The organism is Leifsonia shinshuensis (assembly GCF_013410375.1).
GTDB lineage: Bacteria > Actinomycetota > Actinomycetes > Actinomycetales > Microbacteriaceae > Leifsonia > Leifsonia shinshuensis.
Map to the genome: position 1 here is coordinate 1 of NZ_JACCFL010000001.1, position 13,833 is coordinate 13,833.

Consider the following 13,833-nt stretch of genomic DNA (forward strand, 5'->3'; position numbering starts at 1 on the left):
ATCAATTCGTCGGCGAGCCCGCCGTGGGAATGGACTCGTAACCCAGTTGCTAGTGCCGTCTGCTCAGGCCACGCCCCGGCCCCCAATCCGCCACGTCGGCTTCTGGTGGTGCGGAGGGCGTGGGATTCGAACTCTATCCGGGGGCCTTATGGCAGGCGACATTTAGTGAAGAATCGCGGAAAATCAACGATCTCTGAGCGCGCCCGACGCCGTCGGGCCCCACATGAGTTCACTCGATTGTGCGCAAAATGTGCGCAAGTTCTGAGTCGCCGCAGCGCGCGGGAAGTGTGATGTATCAGGACATCTCTGACGTTTCTGCATCAGGACCCGCTACCGCATCTGTCGCCACCGGCCGGTTTGTTTCCGACGTCCGCCAGAACACCGGTCCTGAGCAGATCGGTCGTCTCGACCTCCTCTGCCACGGGTTGCTCTCTGGCACCGCTTTGGTTAACTCGGGGCCGCCGATGAAAAGCACGAGCTAGTACACGAGCGTCCGATCCGATATCTGCGAGACAGACGAGAGGAGCCCTGGACCGATGAACATGGGAACCGTGACTCTGACGCCGACCGTTGTCGGCGTTGGGCCATGACCACCGTCCTGATCGTCCCACATAGCCCCGAGCCGGGCGGTGCCCCAGATCGTCTTCGATGAATCCGCCAGCGCCACAGGGTTGCCCCCGCCGGATCCCTCATACGCCGGCAGAGCCACGGGGTTGCCCCCGCCGGATCCGTCATACGCCGGCAGAGCCGCCGGGTTACCGCCACCATCTCCGAACGGGTCGGGATACAGCCCGGTCTCTCCCTTCGGCTTCGGCTCGTCGGGCTTGGGCTCTTCAGGCTTGGGCTCGTCGGGCTTGGGCTCTTCAGGCTTGGGTTCCTCGGGCTTCGGTCCGGAGTCTGGGGGCGCCGGTATCGCAACCTTTGCCTTTTCGGCGTCTCGGTTTCGTGCGTTGCCCCACGTCTCTAACCCGGCCCCTACGGCCCCCGCAACAGCTCCGCCGATGATGAGGTCCGTTCCAACAATCATCGTTCCGGTACCCGTGACTGCCAGGACCACCGTGGCGTCTTGCGCGAGGCCTACTCCAAACACGGTTGTGCCGACGCCCGCAACTATGGCCCCGCCGTACTGGAGACCTTTACCAACCCCGACAGCAACGTCCCCCCAGAAGTCTTCCGAGCCACCCCGGCCAGGGTATGAGCCGAACCCGAACGGTCCACCGGTGTGGAAAAGTCGAATGGCTTGTTGCCTCCGGGGAGGATAGCGCTGTTTAGGCCGCCGAACCCACGTCCACCTGCCTCGCCGTTGCTCAGAAGTCCGCCGAAGTCTTCTGAGCCCATGGCTCCCCCCGATTGTCCCGGCCCGGCAGTTTGCCGGCCCCCGAACCCGGGGGGCAGCAAGCCCCCGTCTATGCCCGAGAACGGCCCGCCTGGTCCCAGCGGGTTGTGCGAGCCAGGTCCGTCACTCCCGGGAATGACGCCTGCATCCGTACCACGCCGTTTGCCGCCCTGACTCACTCTCCCAAAACCAGCTGGCATGTCACCTCGACTAGAGGGGTCATATGGGCTACCCGGTCCGAGCGGATCTCGCGCATTTGGATCATCCGGCCCGAAGATTCCGCCCGGTGTCGTCCCGAGGCCAGGGATCAGATCCTCTGGGCGACTCTTTCCTGGAGCATGGCCCAAGGCGAATTCGCGTCCGTCCGAAGAGATCACATCAGGGTAGGTGGCGCGCCATTCAAGCCACCCTTCCAAGTCAGCTCGACGCACTTCGCCGGGCCCAAGCACAGTGATCGTAAAGGTACCTGGGTCAATGACAACCACCGATCTAGCGTTTGCGAATTCGCTGGTGCCAAGGCGCTTCGCAATAGGAAGCACATCCCGTATTTGGTTCACGGACAGAGCCGGCCACGCCCCGTTCAGCGCAGTTGCGTATACGCTCTCGACTCCGTCGATGCTGTGGGTTCGCCGGGCGAAATCAGCAACTCTCCGGTAGAACCAAAGCCGATACCGCGTGTCTAGCTTCGCCCCTGTCAATGAAAGGTGGGTGCTGTAGAGGGCGTGGGCCTCATAGGCTTCGTCGGGCGTAAGTCGCTTCACATAGCTGGATGCAGGCCGCGATCCCCCATCGACAGCGCGTTCGGCGAGTTCGCGTATGAGTGCCAGAGCGCTGCTCATTGGGATGACGTCGAAATTGACGCCGCGACGGAACACCGGCCCGGCGGCCGTATCAGCGACGAGACCACGCCAGTCCGTGCGCGATTGCCTCGCGGACTGTGCTTCGTAGAGCCGATTCCCCAACATTCGATTCCCCTGACGACCATGCTCGAGCGTTGTCCCAGGTACTCCGGCACCAACCCTCGCTTGATGAACACCCGACGAGATGTTGGTCTATGCCCGCAGGATGAGGTCTGTCAATACCCTGGTAAATGGAACGCGGTGCCAGCGTGCAGGGAGCGCTGTACGCGAGGTCGGCCCCACGGCCAGCGCTTCCGCTCTTAGTCCGGCGAGATTCATAGTTCGCGAAATAGATTGAAATCGTCGCGCTTGGGCGCGGCCGGGATGCGAGCCAGCTCGGCGTAGCGATCCCACACCGCCAAGACCTCATCGGCGATTGCTGTCAACGCCTCGAAGGAGACATCGACGTGGGATTCCCAAGGTCGGCTCTGGTCGACGCGGCTTTTCGAGAAGTGGAGAACTTGCTGGCTCGCTTGCTCCCATCGCGCGTTGAGCGAGGCAAGTTCCTCACCCGCCGGCGACCCATATGAGGGCGCGATATCTCGCGCCGAGAAGTCGGAACTTTTCCGAGGTCGCACCTCGAGGAACTCAAGCAGCGCGCGAACGTGGACAAAGAACATCTCAAGACAGGCCTGCTGAATGAGGGGCGGAAGCCTTTCGTCATGGACTGCTTTCGGGAGGCACGCCACATTCTCAGCGACTCTCCATGCCTCGATTGCCCGTGCTTCGCGAAGAGTTGGATGCTCAACCATTCGCTTTGCAATGGCATCCAATGCTGCACTGTCGAAGTCCTTGGTCACTCCCTAATCTTGCAGCCAGCTCGCCACTATGTCCCCCTCGCAGAAGGCAGTTCCGTGTTTCTCGCCACATGGGAGGGAGGCTATGCCACCAGTCATCAACCGAAGGCAATGCCCCGAATGTAAACGGGCTCCCAAGACAAAGAGGACCTGGTGCGTCCCATGTGGATGGAGCGAAGTGGCTGCCGATGAAGCCGAGATAAGAAGACTGAGAAGAAAGAACACGAGGCGATAAAGGGGAAAGAGCCAAAAGCCGAAGAGGACGAGAAGGGGACATCAGTCAGAGAAGACGAAGCACGCGAGGAGGGGAAAGAGCGAATAAGCGAATGCACGCATCAGCGGCGATGACTCTCGATGTCTACGCGGATCTGTTCGATGACGACCTCGACGCGGTTGCCGAGGCGCTCGACGCCCCCGTGCTCCGATCTGTGGCTTCATAGTTAGCGCCACTGGCCTCGAAAGCTCGTGTTCCTTGGGATCGGTTCGGGACCTCCTCTATGCCCTGCTGCCCCTGCTTGAAACCAGGAGAACGGCTCTGTGCTCATTCAATTGTGCGCAAATTGTGCGCAAACGACCGGATCACTAAGTAACGAGGCCCCTGGCTCCCGGTGATTTACTGGGATCCAGGGGCCAAAAGTCGCGCGGAGGGCGTGGGATTCGAACTCTAGCCGCGGGTCAGCGGACAGCTTCTCGTCTTCCAAGATCCCCGGAACCACGGTGATTCGTAGTTGTCCTCGATGTTCTTCAATTGGCTCCAGTTTCGCCCGAGTGTTGTCAAATTGTTGTCATACGGGCCCGCTAGGCAGGGCTATCACTGCCTCCCTTACCCGAGGACCGCGTAGCGCAAATAGGCGATCCAGCAGTGGGTGCCGATAACCTCCATTTGGAGAAGTCACCAAAGGGGTATGTTATGGATCTTTCGCAGGAAGAGGCGCGCCGGCTGCGGATCCTGGCTGCATTATTCGAGCTTGCTGGGCACCACACGGCGAGCGATGTTTCACTCGCCGAGTTGAACGACAAGCTCATCCAAATGCGTGACCTCGGTTCGTTCGATCTGCAGGACGAGTGTCGCCGCATGAAGGACCGTGGGTGGGTCGACTTCTTTGACTCCCTTGCCGGAATCGGTGGGGTAATCGTCACCCCGAAAGGAGCCGACGCCTATCAGCAATTCGATACGTTCCGCAGATCGGTGGTCGCTCGACGCAAGCAACTCCGCGACACGTACTTACGTTGGATCTACGAGGAACAGGAGGAGGGTCGCGCCCCCACGCCGGCTGGCTTCTTGAATGGGGAACCAAACTTCCTAGGCGTCGTTTATACCGAAGACGACATCCAACGTGTAGGTGACTGGCTGGAGCAGGAAGGCTTCGTCGAGGGGCCGGGAGCGTGGGGCCATGGCGGGCCGCTGCGCCCACGAGTGACGACCAAGGGCTCACGGAGGGTAGAGAACGGGACAAGCGTGAATGATGAATCCCAGGATGGAGTCGTGCATCACTCAACGGTGATTAACGGCAATGCAAACATCGCCAATAACAGCTCGCATTTCTCGCAGACCATCCATACACCCCCGAGCGAATGGCTTTCGGGAGCGATGGAGCTTTCGTCGCTCCTTCAGCAGTCCATGCCTGTACTTCCCGAGAGCGTTAGGCGTGACGTCTCTTCCGAGCTCGAGCTTCTTGATGGGGAGATCGCAGGGTCAGCTGACCTGGGGAGAGTCCACAGTATTGTCTCCCGGATTGGCCAGTTCCTCGATAAGGTCGGCACTAACGTTCTGGCGGCAGTTATCAGCAGGCAGGTGAACGACTTTCTTTCTGGTTTACCCCAGTAGGCGACAACTCACCGAAGCGCGGCCGCAGGGTTCTCTGCAAGTCTGCGCCATGCTGCAAGAGCGGCTTCAAGGTACGTAACACCGATCTCGTAGACAGTTGCGAGCAGGTCGACATTGTTCGCTATTCGAGAGAGGCCTCCGTCCTTGTCAATCCAGGTGTGCTCGAGCAGAGCGAGGGCAACCTGAGGGTTTGAATGCGCAATTCCGCTGCAAATCCGCCAAGCTTCGAGCCCCGAGATTTGGCCGGTATTGACGTGCCGGTCGGCGATCATCAGCACCTCGGTGATCGAGGGCATGTTTTCGATCGAACCTTGGCGAGCCGGACCGGCTGCCTGGATCTCGAGAAGGCGATCCTCGATCTCTAGAAGGTGGTTGCGATCGTCGCCGGCGACACGCATCAACGCGGCGGCGTCGCTTGCCGAATCCCAGGACAACCGGAGTGAATTCTTGACTCGCTTGATGCGAGTACCCCCGGTCGCTAGCCAGACCGCATAGGCGCTAGCTTCAATCGCGCTGCGGATAACGGAGTACTCGGCCATTACTGCAAGATCCTGTCGGGTACTGATCGCGTCTCGCACGAATCGTAAATGATCTACGGAAACGAGTGCGAAGTAGGCGAGCTGGTAGCTAATCGGGTTGTACGGCGTGAGTTCGTCATCGCGCTCCAACGTGGAACCCGAGGCGTTCGATACGACGGTCCGCCCGGACTCGATGAGGCTAGTCAGCCTGTCGAACGCATGTTGCAGCACCGCGCCGGCGGCTTGAGCTGCGGCGGACTCGAACGCGTCTAGGCGTGTGTACCTTGGTGAATACTGCTCCTCCATGCGGTCCCAACTCCGACTGACCGGTATCTGCGCGGCGGATGAAAGCTTATGAATTTGCCCGTCAGTCGTCTAAGGCTTCTGCCATTGCGCGGGCGAGTTGGCCGGCGTTTCCGCTTCGCTGGGCGCTCAACGCCTTCCGCACGCGATCGCGGCTGAAATTCGACGGGGCCCCAGCGGATACCGCCACCCAGTATGGGTGAGATTCGAGGGCCGCATCAATGCGGGCGATTCTGCTTAGTATCCAGTCGATCTCCTCGGCAGTCAGGCTCGGCTTCCAGAGCATGAACTGGTCGGTGGGTGAGCCATCCTCCGTGGCCAGAGCGACCACGTCAGGAAGGACTTCGACATACATTCCGTCGGCGGCGCGACCGGCGCCTCCATGCAAGAGGGGGTTTCTGAATCGGGAAGCCATGAGACTCAGGTCGCTCTTCGCGCTCCCGATCGAGACATCAGCGAACGCTACGTCGAATTTGACGGCCCATGATTCTCGCAGTAGCTCGCTTACGGCGAATCCATCTTCGGAAGCGGCAGACGAGTACGCGGCGAGGAGGACCGATACATGCTCGATGTAGGCGAAGTAAGACGCTACGAGAGCAGTAGCCACGTGTGCAATCTCCCCGGCCCTTTGCTGCTCATTCTGAAACTCCGAAAAGTAGCTCATTGTGTCTGCAATGAAGTCGGGTGCCGGGACCTGTTTTCCACTCTCGAAGTCGTGAACCGTAAACGTCGACCTGTCGACCTCAGGCATCGGTGCACCTCGGAGGCCTCGCAGCTGCGCAATGAAGTAGTTGACCATCCCCCGGTAACGGAAGAACTGGTTGACAACCTCCACTGCATTGACGCTGATTCCAGCATCGATAGCATCCCTCAGACCGTTCTGATGCAGGAACCTCAAAGCCTTCGTCAACTGCTTGCCGAGTTGGTCTGCGAGCCGCGCGCCTTCATCTTCCCCAATCCAGAAGTCGGCCCAGAGGCCGGATCGACCAAGCTGAAGTCGACATTCCTCGCCACGGTACCGCAGTCGGTAGACCCAGTCGATTTTGTCGAAGCGTCCTTCGTAACGTGCCCCTACACCGGCGCGAAGCATCAGAGCGACGAGGTCTCCAGCTGATGCGAGAGGCGTCGGTAACGAGTGTCTGGCGGGTTCGCCATCCGGGTCTTCTCGTGGTCGGGCAAAGTTCCGGAGGAAGTTTGATCTCAGTCTCATCAGCCCTTCAACTAGCCCCCGCACATGCGAAGGAATTGCTGGCTGGCCATCTTGTTCGGAGCTGGTTAGCTTTGCTTCTGCTGCCGGCTGATCGTCAGCATCTAGCTGTAAGCGCGCCTCTCGATATCGAGTCCATCCCGTCGTCGCAGTTGCGATCACTGACCCGAAGGTGACCAGCGGGATAGCGAACACGAGCGGGTCAAATTGCTCACCGCTGCCGAGCTTGAGGCCGCTCGCGCTCCAAGCTAGGGTCGCGGCCAACAACAAAATCCATGCCCAAAGCACGCCTCGGGCGACTTCGGTCGCTTTCGCGTACTCAGCCGACGGAAGGTTGCGAAGCTTGAACGCCCAGACTGTGAGGACAATTGCTACGGCAAACGCGGGCACGAAAAGCGTCAGAACGACAACAAGCTGCGTGCGGTCTCCTGAGGTGGAAAGCTGCAGCAACATCCATGCGTCCAGAGCGACCGGCAGCAAGAATGCGAAAGGTATGTACTTGCCCGGATAACGCTCCGCAAGTCCAACCGCGAGCGCGGCGGTCGCAACGCTCAACCCCGCCGCCCACCAACCAGGTGCGACAAGGGCTGCGAGTATACCAACGGTCGCGGCAGCTGCTCCGGACAGCGCAAACGCAAATATGTATACTCGACGCCGCGGTGAGGCTGACGCGTTCCCACGGTTCGGCATCAGCTGATATGCGAGACCGATGAGAACTCCAGCGGTAAAGGAGTATGGCAACCGTTGCCAACCGCTCAGATTTGGCACGACGAACATCGCGAGGCCCAGGGCGACACCGACCACGCCGACGATCCAGGCACATAGGATTCGCCACTTACGAGATCTCCGCCATCGTCGAACTATCGCCTTCGTCGCCCAATCAACGATTTGCCGCTGCTCCGCTTGGGAAGTACGCGCCATCATCTTCTCCAAGTCAGCTATGGCCGTCATCACCACCCTGACACGACACGACGGTGGAAGATCAGCGACCCACTACCCGCTTACTGGGGTCAATCCGGGGCCGACGTCCGCAACTTCTGCGAACTCAGTACCGCGTTACAACGGATCGCATCTGCAGGCCCGTGCGGGGATCACGCCCGACCTGCCAACGAGCCTTCTGCTCTTCTGGGCTCACGATCGAACCGTCAGGAGCGGTAATCGGAGCCAGGAAATTCGGCATCCCCAAGCTCAGCGCACATGCGTCGATCGCGTGTTGAAGCTCGTCGTAGTATCCGAGCGGCCACCGCTCGGCGCGCTTGATCGTGAAGTGGTCGACCCGGTACATCATCAGCGTTTCGTGGGTGCGCTGATGCACCGCCGGCCCGTACTCGATCACGAAATGGATGCGCGTTCCAGCGTCGGCGACGACTAGCCAGACGCGCTCTCCGGCCTGCAGAACCCTCATGACCCACCACCCAAACATTCGAACATATGTTCTATTGTGGCCAGTAAGACCGACACCCGCTACCCGATCGGAGGAACTGGTCATGAGCATTGCTCCCGCCGCTGACATCGTCCACATCTGGACCGATTCCGGGACCCCGAACCGGCTCGTTTGGCGCGATCACCGCTACCGCGTCATCGCAGCTGAACCCGTTCGCTCTTCCGCAGTACACGACGCGCTCACCCACCCCGCCGAGCGGCTCGTCGGGTGGTCAATTGTCGCCATCTCAGACCAGGACCCCTCCGAAGTCCGTTCGATGCAGTTGCAGTCCGTCGGCACCGGCTGGGTGCTGGTCGACGTCGACCCCGCCTGACGGTGGGACAGAACAGCCGCTACCCGGGATCCGGGATGGACCGAGTGATCGAGCAAATCGTCACCCGGCCCCGACCCGTCTGGCTGACCGAAGAGGAGGTCGATCTCGACCACGACCCGGCCGTCGTTGCTACCGTGCCAGCGCCGGCGATTGCGTACGTGCGCTTCCACGAAGCGGTTGTGCGACCGGAAGTTGAGGTGGTGGCGTGGAACGAGCACGCCGTCCGCGTTCGGTTCACCGCCCGCGATGGCCAGACCCACGAAGGGTGGGTGTGGAAGGACGCCGTCCGCTCGAAACCACCGCGGACGATCGAGCGTCGACGCTGACCCCACTGTTCGATGCACCTTGTCACCTCACCTGGTTGGTTGGTGTGCCGTGAAGCCTGCGGCGATCGTTCGGTCGCGCACCCTGCGCGCAAGCCCCTGACGGGGCCGACTGGCGTCGCCCTACCGGGTGGCACTCCGGGCGGGTCTCCCTGATCGGCACTGCGTGCCTTCACGGCACACCAACCAGCAGGGAGGAAACGATCATGAGCACCCTCATCAGTGACAGCAACGAGCTCATCCACTTCACGGCCGTGTTCAGCAAACACGACCTCACAGCCGACCTGGCACCCCGGCTCAGCTGCATCGAAGTCGAAGCCCTCGCCGGCCTCCTCCGAGCACTCGGAGAACCCGCCGCCGCCAACACCTGGATCCAAGAACACGCCACCGACGACGAACTCGGCGACGCCCACTATCAAGGCGACACCCTCGAGTATCTGGTCCCGATCGACCCGATGGACGACCTGGGCTGCGATTCTCAATCAGGTTGTCAAGCTGAGTTGAGGGGTGTCAGGGTTGAAGGTCGTGCCGTCGCGGAGCATGGCCCAGATCACGTTCATTCGTCTGCGGGCGAGGGAAATGATTGCCTGCTTGTGCGTCTTCCCCTCCTTCCGCTTCCTGGCGTAGTAGGCCGCCGAAGCCGGACAATTGGTGGAGGCGATGAACGCGGCGAGGAAGCAGGCGTTCATGAGGCGCCGGTCGTAACGGCGGGGCCGGTGGTGGTTGCCGTTGATCTTCCCCGAGTCCCGTGGGGCAGGTGCCAGGCCGGCGAAGCTAGCGAATCGGGCCGCGGTCCCGAACGCGGTCAGATCGGTGCCCGTCGAGGCGAGGAAGTCGGCCACGAGTCGTTTCCCGAACCCGGGGATGGACATCAGCTGGTGGGCGAATGGGTGCTCGGCCAGGCGCGCTTCGATCTGCCTATCCAACTGCAGCAGTTCCTCGCGCAGCCGCAGCAGGTCGGTGGCGATCTTCGCCACCAGTGCCGCGGCCGCTGCTTCGCCATGCACGACGGTGAGCTGCGCATTGGCCGCCTCGAGTGCCTTGATCGCCATCTGGGCCGGCAGTCGGACGCCCTGCTTCTTCAGCCAGCCAGTCATCCGCACCTGGCCGGACGCGCGCATCGCTGCGGCGGTCTGGTAGCGGGTCAGCAGGATCAGCGGCCCCTTGGTCGCGGCGTAGTCGAACGCGCCCTCCAGGCCAGGGAAGTAGTGCAGCAGCAGGGCGCGGAGCCGGTTGATGGTGCGGGTGCGGTCGTGGACGAGATCGGCTCGGCGGTGGCTGAGGATCTTCAGCTCGGCGGTGACATCATCCGGGACGCGAACGGCCTCCAAGTCGCGGCGGACGCGCGCTTGGTCGGCGATGATCGAAGCGTCCTTAGCGTCGGTCTTCGCTTCACCGCGGTAGGTCTGCGCGGCGTGATGGACGACGCGGCCGGGGATGTAGAACAGCGTCTGGCCGTGGTCGGCCAGGACGGCTTTCATCAGTCCGGCGCCGCCGTGGTTGAGGTCCGTCGCCCAGAGCAGCTGGTCGCCGTCAGCGACGGCCGCGACGTCTCCCATCAGGGTGAGGATGTCGGCCTCGGTGTTCGCGAAGCGGCGCGAGAGGCGCTTGGTCCCGTCCTCGTCGATGACGAAACAGTGATGGTGAGTCTTGCCGGCGTCGATTCCAGCCCACAGTCGTGGCACGCAGAAGTCCCTTCTAATTCATGGATGCGGTGCGCGCCATCAACGACCAAGCCGGCAAGTCCTTACACAGCGATTGGTTCGCGTTTCTCAATTAGCGGTCGTGCCGTTTCGGGCTCCCGGGTGGCCAATCGCATCAAGCCATTGGAAGGCAGACAGCCTGCTAGCCATGCCCGGGAACCCTGGCGCGTTCCGAAGCCTACAAATGCCCCGGACCCACGCTTCAACGGTAAGGACAGCTGCCAATAACAACCCGCGAGCCCACGCCAATCTGGCGCGGGCTCGTCTCATGTGACGGGCAGAGGTGAATGAGCCGCGAGCGGCGCCGTGTTTGTTGGGTTGTCCGTCTGCCTGGCCGTCGATCGTAGTTCACTCCCGCGGGCTGCGTTCCGGGCTTTCGCGGCATATCCTCACTCGCTGCGCTCCCTGCGGTATTCCACTGTGAGTCTTGGACTGGCTGGTCTGGGACTGGCTGGCAGGGTTGATGTTGGTCGTCTCGCCCGGTTCGTGACTCATATTCCACGTGGCCTCGACAGAGTGCCTTCGGGTCGACTTGTCCGTTCGGGGCGGGGCGGCTGGCGTTGGCCCGGCCCACGTCGGTGGCTTGATTAGAAGCTTGTCCAACCCCGTCAGGGTTGTGGCCCCTCACAGTGTTGCCCCGAAGTGATTTCCTCCCGGATCAGCGCCGGCCGCGTCGCGGCCGTTCGAAGGACCCCTAGAGAGAGGAGGCGGCCGCTGTGACTATCGTTGCGCACTCCCGCCCGTATGTCGTCGGGGTGGACTGCCACGCCCGCACCCACACCTACGTCGTCATCGACACCAGCACCGGGCAGCAGCTGGGTTGTCAGCAGTTCCCCACCAGCACGGCCGGCATCGCCCGAGCGATCGCATGGGCCGGCCGCGGAACCGGCGGTGACGCCGAGACGTTATGGGTGATCGAGGGCGTCGGCAGCTATGGCGCCGGCCTGGCCCGCGCGGTCACCAATGCCGGCTATCAGGTAGCCGAGGCGCCGCGGATGAACGCCCGCGTCCGCCGCGGAATCGGGAAGTCCGACCCGTTGGATGCCCACACGATCGCCGCCACCGCCCTCAGCCTCGAGGAGACTCAGCTGCGGACGCCGCGAGAGGGCCAAGGCGCCCGCGCTGCGCTGCGGACGCTGGTCGCCGCGCGTGACCAACTGAGCCACGAGCGCACGATGAACATCAACGCGCTCACTGCGCTGCTTCGCGTGAACGACCTCGGAATCGATGCCCGCAAACCTCTCAGCGCAGCGCAAGTGAGCACCGTGACCCGATGGCGGGAACGGGATGAACCCTTGGAAGCGGTGATCGCTCGGGAAGAGGCCGTCCGTCTCGCCCGTCGCGTTCACGAACTCACCGAGCAGCTGGCAGCGAACCTGAATCGCATGACCGGACTGATTCAGACCAGCCCCGCCGCTCCGCTTCTTCAGATCACCGGGGTTGGGCCGGTCACCGCTGCAATCGTGCTCACCGCGTGGTCCCACCCCGGCAGGGTGCGCTCCGAGGCCGCCTTCGCTGCCCTCGCCGGCGTCAGCCCCATCCCCGCATCCTCGGGCAACACCACCAGGCATCGTCTCAATCGCGGAGGCGACCGACGTCTCAACAGGGCGCTCCACACGGCCGTGCTCGTCCGCATGGTCCACGACCCCGAAACCCGCGCCTACGTCGAAAACAGGCTCCAGGAAGGACGCAGCCGACGCGAGATCCGACGGGCACTGAAACGCTACCTCGCCCGAAGCGTTTATCGATCACTCAACGCGCTCCACCAGCCAGTGCTGACGACTTGACAGATATAGAAGCGTCGCTGCGCTCGCTCCGGTATTTCACGGTCTCTTGCTCATTCACCGTCGGCGCTGTTTCGGCAAGAGCGCCGAACGGCAAATGAGTTGATATGAGAGAGGAGTGCGCCGTGACCGCGAACGTCACCTTGTATGTCGAGTCCGGGTCCGCAACAAGCGACAAAACCAGAGCAGCAATAGACAGCGCCGGCATCGTCCATGAGATGGTACCGGTGAGCGCGAACGACTGCCCCCTGCAGGCCGCAATCACCCGCAGTGTGCCCTTCTCCCACCATTCGGAGTCGCGACGTGTGAACCGCCACGCGACAGCCGCCGCAGACAGAATTTCGATTGTCGAGTCGAGACCGAAGCCGATCAGCGCCGCCGATGATGCGGCGGCGCCCGCGGCGATCGCGACAACGGCCTCGACCAGTTATAGATGATGGTCGCAGCGACGATCCCGGATTCGGTGCTGGAGGACGTGCCGGCGCTCGTCGGCAAGTGCGGGACTCATGGCCGTCATGCGAAGGTGCAGTTCTCTTCGGCGCAGCAGCCAGATTCGACGTAGAGCACGACACGCAGTAGCTCGTCGAGCGCTGGCGTGAGATGACCGTCAGCGAGCCGGTACCAAGTGCGTCGACCGTCCGGACCGAAGTTTTGTCAAAAGGGAGCGGTGGCGGCTGGTGTGACCTCGTTCTGGCCAAAAGTGGTCGGCACGATCAGCTTCGGGCGCGGTTTCGTTTCTGCCTGATGCGTCCTTTGTGTCGGGCTTCAGACGTAGCTGCAGATTAGTTCCGCGTCACACCGGGTTGGATCCCCGGCGTTGGCGGCCTCGTGGAAGCTGGCGACCGTGGCGCGCAGCGCGGTGAGCTCGGCGATCTGAGCGTCCAGGCGCTCGAGTTCGTTGCCGAGCAGCGTCACGACGTGGCGGCAGGGCGCCGTGCCGGCGTCCCGCAGGCGGAGGATCTCGCGGATCTGGGCCAGGTTCAGTCCGGCGGCCCGCCCTCGGCGGATGAACTGCAGCCGGCCCACGGTTTCCTCTCCGTAATCCCGATAGCCGTTCGGGGCCCGCTCCGGATACGGAAGCAGTCCCTCGACTTCGTAGAACCGCAGCGCCTTCGTTGTCATGCTCGCCGCTGCCGCGGCCTCACCGATTCGCATCTGACCCTCCCGGAGCCCCACCTGACCGTCCAGTATAGGGGAAAATGGGGGATGTCGTGCGCGCGTGCCGAATACGTTGAGGAACGGCCAGGCGGTCACTTCCTTGGCGCACGATGTTGCGACGGGGACCGCGATCGTCACGACCCGGCGCTGCGCAACCCGAGAGGCCTCGACGTGAACACGGTGCGTGGCCTGGGACGGGAGCGAGGTGGGCATCATTTGA

At 62.4% G+C, this 13,833-nt stretch carries 12 protein-coding genes and 1 pseudogene; 6 read left to right on the top strand and 7 right to left on the bottom strand.

The window, feature by feature from the left end:
- Window positions 1-478: 478 nt before the first annotated feature.
- The gene (locus HNR13_RS00005) at window positions 479-1,057 is read right to left on the bottom strand and encodes a hypothetical protein (RefSeq protein ID WP_179603902.1); all 579 of its coding nucleotides are present in this window, start codon (window positions 1,055-1,057) and stop codon (window positions 479-481) included.
- Between the two features lie 1,453 nt (window positions 1,058-2,510).
- A complete protein-coding gene (locus tag HNR13_RS00010; RefSeq protein WP_179603903.1) occupies window positions 2,511-3,035 on the bottom strand; it encodes a hypothetical protein in 525 nt (174 codons plus the stop codon).
- Between the two features lie 308 nt (window positions 3,036-3,343).
- On the opposite strand from HNR13_RS00010, the pseudogene HNR13_RS22155 reads away from it, so the two are divergent.
- Window positions 3,344-3,472, top strand: a pseudogene (locus HNR13_RS22155) (site-specific integrase); the annotation flags it as partial.
- A 470-nt stretch (window positions 3,473-3,942) separates the two neighbouring features.
- Complete coding sequence (locus HNR13_RS00015; protein WP_021762916.1) at window positions 3,943-4,860, top strand: hypothetical protein; 918 nt, start codon at window positions 3,943-3,945, stop codon at window positions 4,858-4,860.
- 8 nt (window positions 4,861-4,868) lie between these two features.
- Here HNR13_RS00015 and HNR13_RS00020 read toward each other — a convergent pair whose 3' ends face one another.
- The 3 genes from HNR13_RS00020 to HNR13_RS00030 form a co-directional block, all read right to left on the bottom strand.
- The gene (locus tag HNR13_RS00020; RefSeq protein WP_021762915.1) at window positions 4,869-5,684 is read right to left on the bottom strand and encodes a hypothetical protein; all 816 of its coding nucleotides are present in this window, start codon (window positions 5,682-5,684) and stop codon (window positions 4,869-4,871) included.
- Window positions 5,685-5,745: 61 nt separating this feature from the next.
- On the bottom strand, window positions 5,746-7,839 hold the full coding sequence (locus tag HNR13_RS00025) for a hypothetical protein (protein WP_179603904.1): 2,094 nt from the start codon (window positions 7,837-7,839) through the stop codon (window positions 5,746-5,748).
- Between the two features lie 94 nt (window positions 7,840-7,933).
- Window positions 7,934-8,293: a hypothetical protein gene (locus HNR13_RS00030; RefSeq protein ID WP_155829011.1), complete on the bottom strand. Its 360-nt coding sequence runs from the start codon at window positions 8,291-8,293 to the stop codon at window positions 7,934-7,936.
- Window positions 8,294-8,375: 82 nt separating this feature from the next.
- Here HNR13_RS00030 and HNR13_RS00035 point away from each other — a divergent pair, with 82 nt between their 5' ends.
- Both HNR13_RS00035 and HNR13_RS00040 read left to right on the top strand, forming a co-directional pair.
- Window positions 8,376-8,645 (top strand): hypothetical protein, encoded by a 270-nt coding sequence (locus HNR13_RS00035; RefSeq protein ID WP_021762912.1) that lies wholly within the window; start codon window positions 8,376-8,378, stop codon window positions 8,643-8,645.
- Between the two features lie 35 nt (window positions 8,646-8,680).
- On the top strand, window positions 8,681-8,971 hold the full coding sequence (locus HNR13_RS00040) for a hypothetical protein (RefSeq protein ID WP_021762911.1): 291 nt from the start codon (window positions 8,681-8,683) through the stop codon (window positions 8,969-8,971).
- A gap of 479 nt (window positions 8,972-9,450) precedes the next feature.
- Here HNR13_RS00040 and HNR13_RS00045 read toward each other — a convergent pair whose 3' ends face one another.
- Window positions 9,451-10,653, bottom strand: a complete 1,203-nt coding sequence (locus HNR13_RS00045; RefSeq protein WP_179603905.1) for an IS110 family RNA-guided transposase — start codon at window positions 10,651-10,653, stop codon at window positions 9,451-9,453.
- A 734-nt stretch (window positions 10,654-11,387) separates the two neighbouring features.
- On the opposite strand from HNR13_RS00045, the gene HNR13_RS00050 reads away from it, so the two are divergent.
- Both HNR13_RS00050 and HNR13_RS00055 read left to right on the top strand, forming a co-directional pair.
- Entirely contained in the window at window positions 11,388-12,458 is a 1,071-nt protein-coding gene (locus HNR13_RS00050) for an IS110 family RNA-guided transposase (RefSeq protein ID WP_168688437.1), read from the top strand.
- A gap of 122 nt (window positions 12,459-12,580) precedes the next feature.
- On the top strand, window positions 12,581-12,892 hold the full coding sequence (locus tag HNR13_RS00055; RefSeq protein ID WP_155829054.1) for a hypothetical protein: 312 nt from the start codon (window positions 12,581-12,583) through the stop codon (window positions 12,890-12,892).
- 328 nt (window positions 12,893-13,220) lie between these two features.
- Here the strand turns inward: HNR13_RS00055 and HNR13_RS00060 are convergent, their stop codons facing one another.
- Window positions 13,221-13,610: a heavy metal-responsive transcriptional regulator gene (locus HNR13_RS00060; RefSeq protein WP_039922792.1), complete on the bottom strand. Its 390-nt coding sequence runs from the start codon at window positions 13,608-13,610 to the stop codon at window positions 13,221-13,223.
- Window positions 13,611-13,833: the final 223 nt, after the last annotated feature.